Origin of the sequence: Kitasatospora hibisci (assembly GCF_043950205.1) — a bacterium.
Classification (GTDB): domain Bacteria; phylum Actinomycetota; class Actinomycetes; order Streptomycetales; family Streptomycetaceae; genus Kitasatospora; species Kitasatospora hibisci.
Map to the genome: position 1 here is coordinate 4771694 of NZ_CP171642.1, position 13938 is coordinate 4785631.

At 73.0% G+C, this 13938-nt stretch carries 18 protein-coding genes; 10 read left to right on the forward strand and 8 right to left on the reverse strand.

Annotated elements, in window-relative coordinates; all coding sequences use genetic code 11:
* Positions 1–54: 54 nt before the first annotated feature.
* On the forward strand, positions 55–1032 hold the full coding sequence (hemB, locus tag ACF9IK_RS20765) for a porphobilinogen synthase (RefSeq protein WP_395295670.1): 978 nt from the start codon (positions 55–57) through the stop codon (positions 1030–1032).
* Between the two features lie 96 nt (positions 1033–1128).
* Here hemB and ACF9IK_RS20770 read toward each other — a convergent pair whose 3' ends face one another.
* The 3 genes from ACF9IK_RS20770 to ACF9IK_RS20780 all read right to left on the reverse strand — a co-directional run bounded on the left by ACF9IK_RS20770 (position 1129) and on the right by ACF9IK_RS20780 (position 2373).
* A complete protein-coding gene (locus ACF9IK_RS20770) occupies positions 1129–1386 on the reverse strand; it encodes a hypothetical protein (protein ID WP_395295671.1) in 258 nt (85 codons plus the stop codon).
* A gap of 221 nt (positions 1387–1607) precedes the next feature.
* A complete protein-coding gene (locus tag ACF9IK_RS20775; RefSeq protein ID WP_395295672.1) occupies positions 1608–1952 on the reverse strand; it encodes a rodlet layer protein in 345 nt (114 codons plus the stop codon).
* A gap of 76 nt (positions 1953–2028) precedes the next feature.
* Positions 2029–2373 carry a rodlet layer protein gene (locus ACF9IK_RS20780; RefSeq protein WP_395295673.1) on the reverse strand — a complete coding sequence of 115 codons (345 nt, stop codon included), beginning with the start codon at positions 2371–2373 and terminating at the stop codon, positions 2029–2031.
* Positions 2374–2673: 300 nt separating this feature from the next.
* Between ACF9IK_RS20780 and ACF9IK_RS20785 the strand changes: the two genes are divergently transcribed.
* Entirely contained in the window at positions 2674–3330 is a 657-nt protein-coding gene (locus ACF9IK_RS20785) for a hypothetical protein (protein WP_395295674.1), read from the forward strand.
* A 127-nt stretch (positions 3331–3457) separates the two neighbouring features.
* On the opposite strand, the gene ACF9IK_RS20790 is transcribed toward ACF9IK_RS20785, so the two are convergent.
* From ACF9IK_RS20790 to ACF9IK_RS20805, 4 genes are all read right to left on the reverse strand, one after another.
* Complete coding sequence (locus tag ACF9IK_RS20790; protein WP_395295675.1) at positions 3458–3829, reverse strand: hypothetical protein; 372 nt, start codon at positions 3827–3829, stop codon at positions 3458–3460.
* 119 nt (positions 3830–3948) lie between these two features.
* Positions 3949–4221, reverse strand: coding sequence for a chaplin (locus ACF9IK_RS20795; protein ID WP_395295676.1), 273 nt, complete (start codon positions 4219–4221; stop codon positions 3949–3951).
* Positions 4222–4331: 110 nt separating this feature from the next.
* Complete coding sequence (locus ACF9IK_RS20800; RefSeq protein WP_395295677.1) at positions 4332–4574, reverse strand: chaplin; 243 nt, start codon at positions 4572–4574, stop codon at positions 4332–4334.
* Positions 4575–4885: 311 nt separating this feature from the next.
* Complete coding sequence (locus ACF9IK_RS20805; RefSeq protein WP_395295678.1) at positions 4886–5137, reverse strand: chaplin; 252 nt, start codon at positions 5135–5137, stop codon at positions 4886–4888.
* A 277-nt stretch (positions 5138–5414) separates the two neighbouring features.
* On the opposite strand from ACF9IK_RS20805, the gene ACF9IK_RS20810 reads away from it, so the two are divergent.
* From ACF9IK_RS20810 to ACF9IK_RS20825, 4 genes are all read left to right on the forward strand, one after another.
* Complete coding sequence (locus ACF9IK_RS20810; RefSeq protein WP_395295679.1) at positions 5415–5654, forward strand: chaplin; 240 nt, start codon at positions 5415–5417, stop codon at positions 5652–5654.
* Positions 5655–5996: 342 nt separating this feature from the next.
* Positions 5997–7370 carry an ATP-grasp domain-containing protein gene (locus ACF9IK_RS20815; RefSeq protein WP_395295680.1) on the forward strand — a complete coding sequence of 458 codons (1374 nt, stop codon included), beginning with the start codon at positions 5997–5999 and terminating at the stop codon, positions 7368–7370.
* A 93-nt stretch (positions 7371–7463) separates the two neighbouring features.
* The gene (locus tag ACF9IK_RS20820; RefSeq protein WP_395295681.1) at positions 7464–8735 is read left to right on the forward strand and encodes a hypothetical protein; all 1272 of its coding nucleotides are present in this window, start codon (positions 7464–7466) and stop codon (positions 8733–8735) included.
* Between the two features lie 80 nt (positions 8736–8815).
* On the forward strand, positions 8816–9304 hold the full coding sequence (locus tag ACF9IK_RS20825) for a MarR family winged helix-turn-helix transcriptional regulator (protein WP_395295682.1): 489 nt from the start codon (positions 8816–8818) through the stop codon (positions 9302–9304).
* Between the two features lie 60 nt (positions 9305–9364).
* Here ACF9IK_RS20825 and ACF9IK_RS20830 read toward each other — a convergent pair whose 3' ends face one another.
* Positions 9365–9994 carry a hypothetical protein gene (locus ACF9IK_RS20830; RefSeq protein ID WP_238863704.1) on the reverse strand — a complete coding sequence of 210 codons (630 nt, stop codon included), beginning with the start codon at positions 9992–9994 and terminating at the stop codon, positions 9365–9367.
* Positions 9995–10297: 303 nt separating this feature from the next.
* Between ACF9IK_RS20830 and hemL the strand changes: the two genes are divergently transcribed.
* From hemL to ACF9IK_RS20850, 4 genes are all read left to right on the forward strand, one after another.
* Complete coding sequence (gene hemL / locus ACF9IK_RS20835; protein ID WP_395295683.1) at positions 10298–11626, forward strand: glutamate-1-semialdehyde 2,1-aminomutase; 1329 nt, start codon at positions 10298–10300, stop codon at positions 11624–11626.
* Between the two features lie 83 nt (positions 11627–11709).
* On the forward strand, positions 11710–12357 hold the full coding sequence (locus tag ACF9IK_RS20840) for a histidine phosphatase family protein (RefSeq protein ID WP_313767868.1): 648 nt from the start codon (positions 11710–11712) through the stop codon (positions 12355–12357).
* 200 nt (positions 12358–12557) lie between these two features.
* Positions 12558–13166 carry a TlpA family protein disulfide reductase gene (locus tag ACF9IK_RS20845; RefSeq protein WP_395295684.1) on the forward strand — a complete coding sequence of 203 codons (609 nt, stop codon included), beginning with the start codon at positions 12558–12560 and terminating at the stop codon, positions 13164–13166.
* Positions 13163–13936 carry a cytochrome c biogenesis CcdA family protein gene (locus tag ACF9IK_RS20850; RefSeq protein ID WP_395295685.1) on the forward strand — a complete coding sequence of 258 codons (774 nt, stop codon included), beginning with the start codon at positions 13163–13165 and terminating at the stop codon, positions 13934–13936. The genes ACF9IK_RS20845 and ACF9IK_RS20850 overlap by 4 nt, the downstream gene beginning before the upstream one ends.
* The last annotated feature ends 2 nt before the right edge of the window (positions 13937–13938 follow it).

A 13938-nucleotide genomic window follows, 5' to 3' on the forward strand; every position in this document is an offset into this window, starting at 1 on the left:
GGGCGGTCCACCCGCCGCCCCCGGGGACTGCACAACCGTTCGGAGAGAGAAGCCGTGTCCGCTGAATTCCCGTACGTTCGCCCCCGTCGGCTGCGCCGGAGCCCGGCGATGCGCCGCCTGGTCGCCGAGACCCGGCTGCACCCGGCGGAGCTGGTCCTGCCGCTGTTCGTCCGTGAGGGCGTCAGCGAGCCGGTGCCGGTGACGTCGATGCCCGGCGTGGTCCAGCACACCCGCGAGACGCTGCGCAAGGCCGTGGTCGAGGCCGCCGAGGCGGGCCTGGGCGGGGTCATGCTGTTCGGCGTCCCGGCGGTGCAGGACGCGGTGGGCAGCGAGGGCACCAACCCGGACGGCATCCTGCAGCAGGCGATCCGCGACGTGGTCTCCGAGGTCGGCGACGCCCTGGTGGTGATGTCCGACCTCTGCCTGGACGAGTACACCGACCACGGCCACTGCGGCGTGCTGGCCGCCGACGGCAGCGTGGACAACGACGCGACGCTGGAGCGCTACGCGGAGATGGCCCGGGTGCAGGCCGACGCCGGCGTCCACCTGGTCGGCCCTTCCGGGATGATGGACGGCCAGATCGGTGTGGTCCGTCGGGCGCTGGACGAGGCGGGGCACCAGGACGTGGGCATCCTCGCCTACACCGCCAAGTACGCCTCGGCGTTCTACGGCCCGTTCCGCGAGGCGGTCGGCTCCTCGCTGAAGGGCGACCGCAAGACCTACCAGCAGGACCCGGCCAACGCCCGGGAGGCGCTGCGCGAGCTGGAGCAGGACCTCGCCGAGGGCGCGGACCTGGTCATGGTCAAGCCGGCCATGGCCTACCTGGACATCCTGCGCGAGGTGGCCGACGCCTCGCCGGTGCCCGTGGCGGCGTACCAGGTCTCCGGCGAGTACGCGATGGTCGAGGCCGCCGCGGCCAACGGCTGGATCGACCGGGAGCGGATGATCCTGGAGACGCTGACCTCGATCCGCCGCGCCGGCGCCCAGCAGATCCTCACCTACTGGGCCCTCGAAGCCGCCCGGATGATCTAGCCGTCACTCGCCCCGCTCGCCTGAAGGCGGGCGCGGGAGGGGGACGCCGGAGGCCGGGCCCCGCCACGGGGCCCGGCCTCCGGCGTTCGCCCGGCGTCAGCCGATGTGGGCGAAGCCCTCCTCGCCGCCGACCAGGTCGGTGGAGGTGGCGGCGCCCCAGCCGTAGGCACCGGTCTGGATGTTCGAGGTGTGGGCGAGGCCCCACCACTCGCCGGCCGCGAAGACCGGGTCGGCCGAGGCGGCGAACTCGCCGCCGCCGACCAGGCCGACGTGCGCGAACGCCGGGGTGGCGACGCCCGCCAGCGCCAGCGCGCCGAAGGCGGTCAGCGCGACCTTGCCCAGCTTGCTCTTCATGGATCTGCCCTCTCGTCCGGAGCGCTCGGTCGGAGCGCTCTCACTGGTCACGTGAACACACGCTGCCGTCGGCCGCGGCACCCCACGCGCCGCTCCCGACGGTCTGTCACCCGGCCGGCCCGCGCCCGTTCGGGACGGTCCGGCCGGACAGTTGATCGCACCGAAGCCCGGAGGGCCCGGGGACACGTCCCCGGGCCCTCCGACCGCGCCATGCCCCTGGATCAGCCGATCAGGTGCGAGACACCCGCGTCGCCCGAGGACTGGGTGTTCTGGCCGACGTTGCAGATCTGCTTCGGGGTGCTGTTGAGGATCGGGACCTCGACCGGGACGGCGACACCGACGACCGCGACCGCGATGTTGTGCACCTCGGGCAGGCAGACGTTCGCGTTGTCCAGGGTGTGGAAGTTCGGGCTGCCGTTGCCGTGGGTGCCGGTCTGGTTGGTGCCGCCGTTGCCCTGGGCGGAGACGGCCGAGCCGTCCGAGTCGGCGATGGCGGAAGCCGAGCCGGCGGACATCGCGATGGCGGCGGCGGCCAGGCCGGCGGCGGCGAGGGTCTTCTTGATCATTTCTGGGTTTCCTCTCGAGGGGTGAATCGGGGAGCGATTCGAAGGGTGGTTCGGGGGGTGGCGCAGCTGGTGAGGGTCAGCCGATCAGGTGGGAGACGCCGGAGTCGCCCTTGCTCTGGGTGCCCTGACCCTGGGTGCAGTACTGCTTGCCACCGCTGTTGGCGATCGGGACCTCGACCGGGACGGCCACGCCGAGCACGCCGACGGCGATGTTGTGGATCTCCGGGAGGCAGACGTTCGCGTTGTCCAGGAAGTGGAAGTTCGGGCTGTTGTCACCGACGGTGCCGGTGAAGTTGGTGCCGCCGTTGCCCTGGAGGGACGCGGCGGAGCCGTCCGAGTCCGCGATGGCCGAGGCCGGCGCCGCGGCGGCGGCCAGTGCGGCGGCGGCCAGGCCGGCGGCGGCGAAGGACTTCTGGATCATGGGGAGATCCCTCTCTGAAAAGCTCTTGGTTTCCGTGCGTACAACGCGTACAACGCTCAGACCCGGTCTGCGGTCACTGACGTTCAGATCAAAGAATGACGGCACGGAAGGTTACGCGGAATTTTGAAAACACCCCGGGAGGCGCGACGGCAGGAGGTTTCCGGTCGGATTATTAGGCCGAACCGGTTAACGCCCGCAATCCGGGCTCCGGGTGGATCGTTGAGGCAGGTTGCTTTCCGGCTGCGCCCACGCAGCCGACCCCCCAGGACTCCAGTACGGACAGGCAGAACGGTGAAAAGCATGAAGTTCTCCAAGCGGGCCGGCGCGATGCTGCTGGCGGTCGGTGCGGGCGTGCTCGCGTCCCCCGGGGCGGCCTCCGCCGCCGCGGTCAGCCCCGACCAGGTCGGGGCTCTGGAGGACCGGCTGGGCACCCAGCAGGTCCCGCTCGACGTGCCGCTCGCCCCGCTGGACAGCCGGATCTCCGGGGGCATCCCGACCTCCCTGGTGATGCCGCCCGTGCCGGGCCGCACCACTGGCGACGCCCTGCTGCCGGACCGTCTGGTGCCCGCGCTCGGCACCGGCAAGGTGGGCCCGAGCGCCAAGGCGGAGCTGCCGCTGCCACTGGTCGACCAGGGCGCCGATCTCGGCGAGCTGCTGCTGGACGCCCCCGCCGCGCCGCTGCACGCCGACACCCCCGGTGTCGGCCTCGGCAAGCCGCTCGCGCTGGCCCAGGACGGCACCGGCCAGCTGGCCGCCGGCGCGCTCAAGGTGGACGAGGTCGACCCGCGGCTGATCACCGGCGCGGTGCAGGCGGTGCCGGGTGCCAAGGCGACCCTGGGCAACGAGGACGAGCGGATCTCCGTCACCGACTCGGTGGGGAACCTCGCCGAGACCACGACGGCGACCACCACCGGCGTGGTTCAGCAGACCGGCCTGGCCGGGCTCGCCCAGCTCTGAACCCACCGCCGCGCCGGCGCCGACGCGGGTGGTCCGGAATCCGGCGCCGAGCGGGCCCCGGCAGGGCGGGAGCCCGGCACCCCCTCCGCCGGAGGGGGGCCGGGCTCCCGCGTGTGCGCTCCTCGGCTCAGCCCGGCAGCGCGCCGAGCAGCTGTCCGACGACCGGGAGGTCCCGCGGCCCGCCGCCGGCGCTCAGCGGTCCGGTCAGCGTCCCCGTGGAGACCGGCGCCAGGCCGGAGTCGTCCGGCTGGACGGTGGCGCCGTTGTTGAGCACGTCGGCCGAGGAGTTGGCCCACGGGTCCAGGCGCAGGTCCTTCACCGGCGCGATGCCGTAACCGAGGCCGGCGGTCGTGCCGCCCAGCGCCTGGGCGACGTCGGTCTTGGCCAGGCTGGCGCCGCCCTCGGCCGGTGCGGCGTGCGCCGTGCCCGCGCCGGCGCCGAGCAGCATCGCGGCGCCCAGGGCGGCGGCGAGGCCGGCCCCGCTCTTCTTCGAAACCATGCGGAATCACCCTTCGGGGTTCAGGTCGCCGGGCGTCCGGACTGCGCCCGGGGATGCCGAACTGCCCCCCGGCCGGCTGGTCGGGGGGCAGTTCGGCCGAAACGCGTGCCGACCGGGGATCAGCAGTCGTCCGCGTCGTGGAGCGGGTCCGCCTCCACGTTGGCGCAGCTGTTGCCGAACGCCGGGTTCAGGGCGCCGATCACGTCGACGGAGTTGCCGCACAGGTTGACGGGGATGTGCACCGGCACCTGGAGCTGGTTGCCGGAGAGCACACCGGGGGAGGCGGCGGCGACGCCCTCGGCGCCGGAGCTGGCGGCGGCGGAGCCCGCAGCGCCCAGCACCAGGCCGGCGGCGGCGGCGGAGAGGACGGCGGCCTTCTTCACGTTCTGCATGGGGGTTGATCTCCTCGATCACACACGGGTTGAGCGGGCCGCACCCCGCCGGCGGCGGGGTGCGGCACGGACTCGGTGAGTCGGTTGTCGCCGGTGCGGCGACCGCCGGATCAGCCGATGTTGGCGCAGTTGTTGCCGAACGCCGGGTTCAGGATGCTGATGACCCCGATGGAGTTGCCGCAGACGTTGACCGGGATGTGCACCGGGATCTGGATCTGGTTGCCGGAGAGCACACCGGGGGAGCCGGCGGCGACGCCCTCGGCACCGGAGCTGGCGAACGCGCCGCCGGCGGCACCGACCACCAGGCCGGCGGTGGCGAGGGACAGGGCGGCGGCCTTCTTGAGGTTACGCATGTTGGGTTCTTCCTCCGTTTTCTGCCCGACCGAAATTGGAAATAGTCGGGAGCTGGGCGAAAGGAAATCATCGCCCGCTGGCTTCTGGGAATGCCGTGATTGTCACTCTGGCGGCCCAAATGGCTCGTGTCGCCCGTGGCTTGGACGACGGACGCGGCCGCGGAACCGCGCGTCGCGAATTGTTCCCGCACGGCCGGGGCAATTCGTGCAGACGCGCGACCGGGAACAATTCCGGACGGGCTCGGACCGGCGGCGGACGTCCCGGGTTCGAGGGCGACCGGCGGCGGGGCCGGGTCGCCGGTCGAGCTGGGTCAGGCGCTGGCGCAGTGGTTGCCGAACGCCGGGTTCAGGGCGCCGATCACGTCGATCGAGTTGCCGCACAGGTTCACCGGGATGTGCAGCGGCACCTGGACCTCGTTGCCCGAGGCCACGCCGGGCGAGCCGGCCGCGACACCCTCGGCCGAGGCGCCGTGGGCGTGGTGGGCGGAGGCGGCGCCGGCGCCGGCGACCAGCAGGGCGGCGGAGGCCGCGGTGCCGAGGACGCCGTGGGCGAGCTTGCGCATGTGCGGTACTCGATTCGTCTAGGGAGCCCGGTGGGGCCCGGTGGAGCCTGGTGGAACGGGTGGAGCCCGGTGGGGCCCGGTGGAGCGTGTTCCGACAGGGAGAACGAGGGCGGGCCCGGGGGGAAACGGTCGGGTCCCGTGATCACCCGAATGCCTGGCGGGCCCTGCGTTGGGCCAGTCGGGTGACAAAGGGCGGGTCGTCGCAACCGGGTCGAGCGGGTGTCGTTCTAGATGTCGCACTCCCCGTGCATATCTGTCGATGAGTCAGGAGGCTCCTATGAGCATCAAGAAGACGGCCGCCGTCGGTGCCGCCGTGGTAGGCATCGTGGCGGCCGGTGCCGGCACCGCGATGGCCAGCTCGGGCGCCGAGGGTGTCGCCGCGGGTTCCCCCGGTGTCATCTCCGGCAACCAGATCCAGGTTCCGGTGCACGTCCCGGTCAACCTGTGCGGCAACACCATCAACGTGGTCGGCCTGCTGAACCCCGCGTTCGGCAACCACTGCCTCAACGCGGGCTGATCTGCGCCCGGTTCGGCCGGCGCGAGCCGCCGCCCCGCGCTTCCCTCCTGGGGCGCGGAGCGGCGGCTCTCCGCTGTGTGCGCGGCGTTCTGTCCCGTCGGCCGCAGTGTGGTGGAGCGTCGATGCCGGCCGCTGCCGGAAGATTCGGTGCGCTGCCGGTCGGCACGTGGGACACGGGGCATGCCCGCCTCTCCTCGCCCGAGCCGCCGGGCGTCCCCGGTCGGGCGGTCGGGTGCCTTGCGGGGCTGTCGGCGGCGCGGAGTCTAAGGCATCGTCAGATCTCTTGCGGTGCAGACGCCTTGGCGGAAGTGCGGGATCGCATCCGGGTGCATGATCCATCGGGTGATCGCCACTCTGGAGGACGCCGGGCGGGTGCTTCGCCCGGGCGCACACCTCGGGATCGTCTCCCGGCCGCTGTACCTGCTGCCGCTGCTCCGCACCGGCGCCCTGGCCGCGCTGCTCTCCGGTGAGGCGGCGGACGCCGGCTGGGGTGCGCGGTTCGGGGTGGAACTGCACGCGCAGGAGGTGTGGTCCGGCACCCGCGACGGCGGGCCGGGCGGGCCGGGGCTGGACGGCGTGGCCGGCCGGCTGCCAGGACTGGTCGGCACGCGCTGGCGCGGTCGCGAGCTGCGGCTGGCCGGCTACGGCAGCCAGCGCGAGCAGTGGACCGCCGCCGTGGCGGCCACCGGCGCCCGGCTGCTGGTGCCGCCGCCCACCGCAGGCTCCGACGTCCTGGTCGACAAGGTCGCCATGCGCGCCTGGTTCGGGCAGCTCGGCGTACCGGCCCCGGCCAGCACCGTGGTGTCCGGCCGGCTCGACCACCGGGCGCTCCGCGGCCGCTTCGGCCCGCTCTACGTCGCCCAGGCGCCGCGCGGCTCCGCGGGCAACGGCACCCACCTCGTCCGGGCCGCCGACGACGCCGCGGTGCTGCCCGAGCGCGAGCGCTGGCTGGTCAGCGAGTACGTCGGCGACACCGCGCTCAACGTGCACGGCTTCGTCGGGTCGGACGGCCTGCCGCAGGTGCTGCGGCCCTCGCTCCAGCTGATCGGGGTCGCGGAGGCGGGCGCCGGTTTCGGCCAGTACGCCGGCTGTGACTTCGAGGCTCCGGAGCTGCTCCCCCCGCGCGCCCTGAACCGGTGCCTGGAGGCCACCGAGCGGATCGGCTGGGGCCTGGCCGGCCTCGGCTACCGGGGCGTCTTCGGCGCCGACTTCGTCCTCGACGGCGACCGCGCGCTCGCCCTGGAAATCAACTGCCGGATGCAGGGCTCCACCTGGCTGCTCGGCGAGATCGAGCTGGAGCGGCCGGACGGCCGGCTGCCGACCCAGGTGCGGCACGTGCTGGAGCGGCACGGCGTGCCCACCCTCGGCAAGCCCGACCCGGACCCGGCGTCCGGCGTGCAGCTGACCGTCCGCCACACCGGCGGCCCGGCCCGTGCCGTCCGGGTACCGCGGGCGGGGGCGTACGCGCTGTGCGAGGGCGCGCTGGTCCGCCGGGGCGACGCCGCCGGGCTGCTGGAGTGCGGCCCCGAGGAGACCGTGCTGGTCAACCTGCCCCCGGACGGCACGGTGCTGCACCGGGGCGCGGTGCTGGCCAGGCTGGTCGCCCGACGCTCGCTCACCGCCCCGGACGGCCGCGCCCTCACCGCGCGGGGCCGCGCCCTGGTCGAAGCCCTGCACCGGCTCTACGCCTTCGAGGAGCCCGGCACGGAAGGTTGACGCGTACCGCCGAACCCCGGTGCCGTAGGCTCGCCCGGCGGCCGCCCGTTCGTGGTCGCGCCGATCACGAGCGGGGGCGGGGAGTCCAGAGCGATGACCACGGCATCGAGCACATCGAGTACGGAGCCGTCGAGCACGGAGCCGGACGACCGCGCCGAGCGGTCCGGGGGCGCCGCGCGGCAGGGCCGGCTCTCCGCCGCCGTGGACCGGTTCGCGCCCGCGCTCGGTGCGTACGCGGTCGTGAAGGCGACCGGCCTGACCGTCTTCATGCTGTTGCTCTCGCACACCGGGGACTTCCTGAAGAAGGACGTCGGCCGCGGCGGCGGTGCCCGGCCGTGGGACGTGCTCGGCACCTGGGACGGCATCTGGTACCAGCGGATCGCCGAGAACGGCTACGACCCGCAACTCATCCCGCTGCACGGGTACCCGCTGGCCAGCTACTACGAGAACTCGGCCGCCTTCTTCCCGCTCTACCCGTGGCTGATGCGCCTGGTCGGCGCCGTCACCGGCCTCGGGCCCTACGGCTCCGGGATCCTGGTCTCGGTGCTGGCCTCGTTCGTCGCGGCGGCCGGCATCTTCGCGATCGCCGAGCGGCTCGGCGGCTTCCGGGCCGGGGTGGTCGCCGCGGTGATCTGGGGCCTCTTCCCCGGTTCGGGGGTGGAGTGGGCGGTCTACTCGGACTCGCTCTTCGTGGCGATCTCCGCCTGGGCCTGCTACTGCGTGATGACGCACCGCTGGGTGGCGGCCGGGGCGCTCGCCCTCGCGGCCGGCCTCAACCGCCCGACCGCCGCGGCCGTGATCGCGGCCGTCTCGATCTCCGCACTGGTGGCGCTCGTCCGGCGGACGGACGGTATCGCCCGCCCGCTGACCGCGATGCTGATCACCCCGTGGGGCCTGCTCTGGTACGTCGCCTGGGTCGGCTACCGGATGGGCGACTGGGGCGGCTACTTCAAGCTGCAGCGCGGCGCCTGGAACCGCTACTTCGACTGGGGCGCCTCCACCTCCCGCACCTTCCTGGACGTGGTCACCGGGCACTGGGACTTCTGGCAGTCCAACCCGGTGCCGGACCTCATCGCGGTGGCGCTGCTGATCCTCCTGCCCGGCCTGCTGGTCCTGCTGCTGCGCACCCGACCGCCCCTGGTGCTGGTGGTCTACACGCTGCTGACCGTCTTCACCGCGCTCAGCAGCAACCAGATCTTCGGGAACATCTCGCGCTACCTGCTGCCGGCCTTCCCGCTCTTCGTCGGTCTCGCCATCGCGCTGCGCCGGCTGCGGCCGCCCACGCTGGCGGGCCTGTTCGCGATGCCGGCGGTTGCGGCCGGCTGGTACGCCGGGTACGCGCTGTTCGAGCTGGGCATCCCGTAACGACACCTCCCCGACCGGACCGCGGAGATGGTTGATCACGGGATCATCTGCCGATAGACGGTGTTGCTACGCTCGTGCGTATGACGACCAGTCGCCCCGCGCGCCAGTTCCGCGACATCTCCGGTCTGCTCGACCACGCCAGCCACGTGCTGGCGACCCGGATGGCGGCCGCCTTCACCGGGCTGGGGATCACCCCGCGCGCCTACTCCGTGCTGTTCCACGCGATGGAGGCCGAGCGCACCCAGATCCAGCTGGCCGAGCTGGCCGACCTGGACAAGACCACGATGGTCGTCACCGTCGACGAGCTGGAGCGGGCCGGCCTGGCCGAGCGCCGACCGTCCGCCACCGACCGCCGGGCCCGGATCGTCTCGGTGACCGAGGCCGGGGAGCGGGCCGTCGAGCGCGGCACCGAGGTCGCCGACCGGGTCCACCGGGAGGTGCTGGAGTCGCTCCCGGACGCGGAGCGGGCGGCCTTCGTCTCGGCGCTGTCGCGATTGGTGGACGGGCCGCTGGCGGAGCCGGTGGAGGTCGAGCGGACGATCCGGCGGGCCCGGCGCTCCCGGAGCTGAGCACCGGCGGTCCGGCCCCGCGCCCGGTGTCACCGCCGGGAAGGGCTCGGACCGGACCGGTCAGGGCCAGACCAGGCAGTACAGCTGGTGCCCGGCGTCGTGCAGCCGGTTGGCGAAGTCCTGCCACTCGTGCAGCATGCTGTAGATCACGAAGGCGTCCCGTGGGCCACGCCGGTCGGGGACGGTCGACCAGATGAACGCGGCTGCGCCGAGCTCGGTCTCGTCGGCCTTGCGCAGCGGTTCGACCACGTTGTGCGGGAGCTGCACGACGGCGTAGTCGGGGTGCAGCACGACCAGCTCCAGCGGGGGGACCTGGTGCAGCGGCACGCCCTGGATGCCGGTGAGGACCATGGCGCTCATGGTCTCCGGCTTGATCTTGGTGGAGAGGTGGCCGTTGGGGGAGCCGCTGGTCTCCATCAGGTCGCCCAGCCGCCCGAGCGAGCCGAGCTCGCCCGCGTCCAGGCCGAGCCCGCCGGGGCCGAGGGCGGTGGGGACTCTGGCGGCGGTGGCGCGGTCGGGCGCGCCGAAGTACTTGTAGGTCACCCCCACGCGTCCCTCACCCCGCCTCTCACCGCCGCGACCGCCACGACCCGTACCCGCTCCCGTACCCCCGCGTGCGGCCTCGGCGGGCCTGCGGGAGCCACCCGCCGCCTCGTCGTAGCCGTCCTGCGCCTCGGACACTCGGACCATCCTCACCGGAATTCGCCGGAATCGACAGACCCCCGCACGCCCGGCGTCCCTCCGGACGTGCTCCTTACCCGTCATGCGCCGCCGTACCCAGTCCGGGCACGCGGCAGTCCTCTCAACACCCCTGCACCCGCAGGAGGCCGGAAACCCCCCGCGGTGAAAGCCGAGTACATAGTCTGACTGGTCCGTGCAGCCGGAGCAGTCAGGGGCTCCGTTGTACGGATAACCGTACAGAATTCCTCGCCCGGATCATCGTTCCAGATGATGAGGTCCGACATGCAGAGGTGAAGGACACGATTTGAGACCATGTCTCCCGTGAGCTACCCCTACGAAGCACCCCAGTCCCAGTCGCTCTTCGAGCGGGCCTCGGTCGTCACGCCCGGCGGCGTCAACTCCCCGGTGCGCGCCTTCCGCGCGGTCGGCGGCACACCGCGGTTCATGGTGTCCGGCACCGGCCCCTACCTCACCGACGCCGACGGCCGCGAGTACGTCGACCTGGTGTGCTCGTGGGGCCCGATGATCCTCGGCCACGCGCACCCGGCCGTGATCGACGCCGTCCAGCAGGCCGTCTCCCGCGGTACCTCCTTCGGCACGCCCGGCCTGGGCGAGGTCGAGCTGGCGGAGGAGATCGTCGCCCGGGTCGCCCCGGTCGAGCAGGTCCGCCTGGTCTCCTCGGGCACCGAGGCGACCATGTCCGCGATCCGGCTGGCCCGCGGCTTCACCGGCCGGGCGAAGGTCGTGAAGTTCGCAGGCTGCTACCACGGTCATGTGGACGCACTGCTGGCCGCCGCCGGTTCCGGCGTGGCGACGTTCGGTCTCCCGGACACGCCGGGCGTCACCGGCGCCCAGGCCGGCGACACCATCGTGCTGCCCTACAACGACCTGGCCGCCGTCGAACAGGCCTTCCGGGCCCACCCGGGCGAGATCGCCTGCGTGATCACCGAGGCCTCGCCCGGCAACATGGGCGTCGTTCCGCCGCTGCCGGGTTTCAACGGCGGCCTGGCCCGGCTCTGCCGGGAGAACGGCGCGCTGTTCATCTCGGACGAGGTGATGACCGGCTTCCGCGTCTCCAAGGCCGGCTGGTACGGCCTGGAGGCGGCGAACGAGGGCTGGGCGCCGGACCTCCTGACCTTCGGCAAGGTCATGGGCGGCGGCTTCCCGGCGGCGGCCTTCGGCGGCCGCGCCGACGTGATGGGCCACCTGGCTCCGGCCGGCCCGGTCTACCAGGCGGGCACCCTCTCCGGGAACCCGATCGCCACCGCGGCCGGCCTGGCCCAGCTGCGCGGCTGCACGGACGCGGTGTACGCCGCGGTGGACGGGGTGGCCGCCGAGGTCGGGACCCTGGTGTCGGACGCGCTGGCCAAGGAGGGTGTGGCGCACCGGCTGCAGACCGCCGGGAACATGTTCTCGGTGTTCTTCACCGAGGCCGCGGTCACCAACTACGACGAGGCCAAGACCCAGGAGGCGTTCCGGTTCAACGCCTTCTTCCACTCGATGCTCAGCCAGGGCGTCTACCTGCCGCCGTCCGCCTACGAGTCGTGGTTCGTCTCGGCGTCCCACGACGACCGGGCGGTCGAGCGGATCGCGGCCGCCCTGCCGGCCGCCGCCCGCGCGGCCGCCGAGGCCACGGCCTGAGGGCCGGTCGGCCAGGCCCAGCCCCTACGAAGTCCCAGGAGAACTGAGAAGTGAGCGCCAAGGACATCACCGTCGTGCACCTGATGCGGCACGGCGAGGTGCACAACCCCGAGGGCATCCTGTACGGCCGCCTGCCCGGCTACCGGCTCTCCGAGCTGGGCCGGCGGATGGCCGACCGGGTGGCCGAGGACCTCGCCGACCGGGACATCACCCACGTGGTGGCGTCCCCGCTGGAGCGGGCGCAGGAGACCGCCGAGCCGATCGCCAAGTCGCACGGCCTGGACCTGGCGGTCGACGAGCGGCTGATCGAGGCGGACAACATCTTCCAGGGCAAGACCTTCGGGGTCGGCGACGGCTCCCTGCGGAACCCGGGCTACTGGAAGTACCTCACCAACCCCTTCAAGCCCTCCTGGGGCGAGCCGTACGTCGAGCAGGCGGTGCGGATGATGGGCGCGCTGGCCGCCGCCCGGGACGCCGCGCGCGGGCACGAGGCGGTCTGCGTCAGCCACCAGCTGCCGATCTGGACCGTCCGCTCCTTCGTCGAGCGCCGCCGGCTCTGGCACGACCCGCGCAACCGGCAGTGCTCGCTGGCCTCGCTGACCAGCTTCACGTTCGAGGGCGACCGGATCGTCTCGGTCGGCTACCGCGAGCCGGCCCGCGACCTGCTGCCCGCGCACCTGGTCGGCAAGGGCGGCAAGAGCAAGCCGGTGGGCAAGAGCTTCGGCGCCTGAGCCGTGACCGGCACCGGATGCGGAACCGTGCGCGAACCACGCGCACACCGGGCCGTAAGCCGTGCGTAAGTATGGGCCGGATCACTCGGACCGCCACCGGGTGGTCCGGCCCAGCCGCAGGTCAGAGGGGGTGCGGCGCGCAAGGCAGGACCCCCCCGAACCTGCCCGGGACTCCATGCGAAACTTTTCACATGTCTGCCATGGCGCGCCCCCGTCCCCGTGTCGCCGCAGCTGCCGCCGCCACCGCCGCCGCCGCTGCGCTCGCCCTCACCGGTTGCTCCTCCTCGGGCTCGTCGGGCAGCGGTGACGGCCAGATCGGCTTCGTCAGCGCCAAGGGCAGCAACATCTCCAAGGCCGAGGTGGGCCACCGCCAGGACGCGCCGGACCTCTCCGGCAACACCCTGGAGGGCACCCCGGTCAAGCTCGCCGACTACCGCGGCAAGGTCGTCGTCCTGAACGTCTGGGGCTCCTGGTGCGGTCCCTGCCGGGCCGAGGCGGACGACCTGCAGCGGGTCTGGGAGAAGTACAAGGACCAGGGCGTCCAGTTCCTCGGCATCAACACCCGGGACCCGGAGATCACCAACGCCGTCCGCTTCGAGCAGGAGAAGGGCGTCACCTTCCCCAGCCTCTACGACCCGGCCGGCACCCAGCTGCTGAAGTTCCCCAAGGGCAGCCTCAACCCGCAGTCCGTCCCGACCACCATCGTGGTCGACCGCGAGGGCAGGCTCGCCGCCCGGGCCGTCGGCGGCCAGACCGACGACGCCCTGGAGTCGGTGCTCCAGCCGGTGCTCGCGGAGCAGAAGCAGTGAGTGCCGCGCTGCAGCTGGCCGACACCACCGGGACCATCCAGAGCGGGGCGCTGCTGATCGCCGCGCCGATCGCCCTGGTGGCGGGCCTGGCCTCGTTCTTCTCGCCCTGCGTGCTGCCGCTGGTCCCGGGCTACCTCTCGTACGTCACCGGCTTCTCCGCCGCCGACCTCGCCGACGCGCGCGGCGCGCGGCGTGGCCGGATGCTGGCCGGGGCGCTGCTCTTCATCCTCGGCTTCACCGCCGTCTTCGTCTCCGGCGGAGCGCTGTTCGGCTACTTCGGCTCGACGCTGCAGGAGCACAAGCGGGTCATCTCGATCGTGCTCGGCGCGCTGACCGTCGTGATGGGCCTCGCCTTCATGGGGCTGGTGCCCGGCCTGAGCATGCGCGAGCTGCGCTCCCACCGCCGGCCGGCGGTCGGCCTGCTCGGCGCGCCGATGCTGGGCGTGGTCTTCGGCGTCGGCTGGACGCCCTGCCTCGGCCCGACCCTGTCCGCCGTCCAGAACCTGGCCCTCAACGAGGCCGACGCGGGCCGCGCGGCGCTGCTGATGACCGCCTACTGCCTGGGGCTGGGCGTACCGTTCGTCGTGGCCGCACTGGCCTTCCGCCGGGCGCTGGGCGCCTTCGGCTGGGTCAAGCGGCACTACCCGCTCGTCATGCGGATCGGCGGCGGCATGCTCGTCGCGGTCGGTCTGCTGCTGATCACCGGGGCCTGGGACTCCATGGTGAACGAGCTGCAGTCCTGGACCGCCGACTTCCAGATCGGAATCTGACC

What these genes read in the sequence shown, in the direction of transcription:
- ACF9IK_RS20840 (WP_313767868.1), top strand. Translation starts at nt 11,710, where the DNA reads ATGCGGCACGGCGAGGTGCACAACCCCGAGGGCATCCTGTACGGCCGC.
- ACF9IK_RS20800 (WP_395295677.1), bottom strand. Translation starts at nt 4,574, where the DNA reads ATGCGTAACCTCAAGAAGGCCGCCGCCCTGTCCCTCGCCACCGCCGGC.
- ACF9IK_RS20820 (WP_395295681.1), top strand. Translation starts at nt 7,464, where the DNA reads ATGACCACGGCATCGAGCACATCGAGTACGGAGCCGTCGAGCACGGAG.
- ACF9IK_RS20825 (WP_395295682.1), top strand. Translation starts at nt 8,816, where the DNA reads ATGACGACCAGTCGCCCCGCGCGCCAGTTCCGCGACATCTCCGGTCTG.
- ACF9IK_RS20845 (WP_395295684.1), top strand. Translation starts at nt 12,558, where the DNA reads ATGGCGCGCCCCCGTCCCCGTGTCGCCGCAGCTGCCGCCGCCACCGCC.
- ACF9IK_RS20805 (WP_395295678.1), bottom strand. Translation starts at nt 5,137, where the DNA reads ATGCGCAAGCTCGCCCACGGCGTCCTCGGCACCGCGGCCTCCGCCGCC.
- ACF9IK_RS20810 (WP_395295679.1), top strand. Translation starts at nt 5,415, where the DNA reads ATGAGCATCAAGAAGACGGCCGCCGTCGGTGCCGCCGTGGTAGGCATC.
- ACF9IK_RS20785 (WP_395295674.1), top strand. Translation starts at nt 2,674, where the DNA reads ATGAAGTTCTCCAAGCGGGCCGGCGCGATGCTGCTGGCGGTCGGTGCG.
- ACF9IK_RS20830 (WP_238863704.1), bottom strand. Translation starts at nt 9,994, where the DNA reads ATGGTCCGAGTGTCCGAGGCGCAGGACGGCTACGACGAGGCGGCGGGT.
- hemL (WP_395295683.1), top strand. Translation starts at nt 10,298, where the DNA reads ATGTCTCCCGTGAGCTACCCCTACGAAGCACCCCAGTCCCAGTCGCTC.
- ACF9IK_RS20790 (WP_395295675.1), bottom strand. Translation starts at nt 3,829, where the DNA reads ATGGTTTCGAAGAAGAGCGGGGCCGGCCTCGCCGCCGCCCTGGGCGCC.
- ACF9IK_RS20795 (WP_395295676.1), bottom strand. Translation starts at nt 4,221, where the DNA reads ATGCAGAACGTGAAGAAGGCCGCCGTCCTCTCCGCCGCCGCCGCCGGC.
- ACF9IK_RS20775 (WP_395295672.1), bottom strand. Translation starts at nt 1,952, where the DNA reads ATGATCAAGAAGACCCTCGCCGCCGCCGGCCTGGCCGCCGCCGCCATC.
- ACF9IK_RS20780 (WP_395295673.1), bottom strand. Translation starts at nt 2,373, where the DNA reads ATGATCCAGAAGTCCTTCGCCGCCGCCGGCCTGGCCGCCGCCGCACTG.
- ACF9IK_RS20770 (WP_395295671.1), bottom strand. Translation starts at nt 1,386, where the DNA reads ATGAAGAGCAAGCTGGGCAAGGTCGCGCTGACCGCCTTCGGCGCGCTG.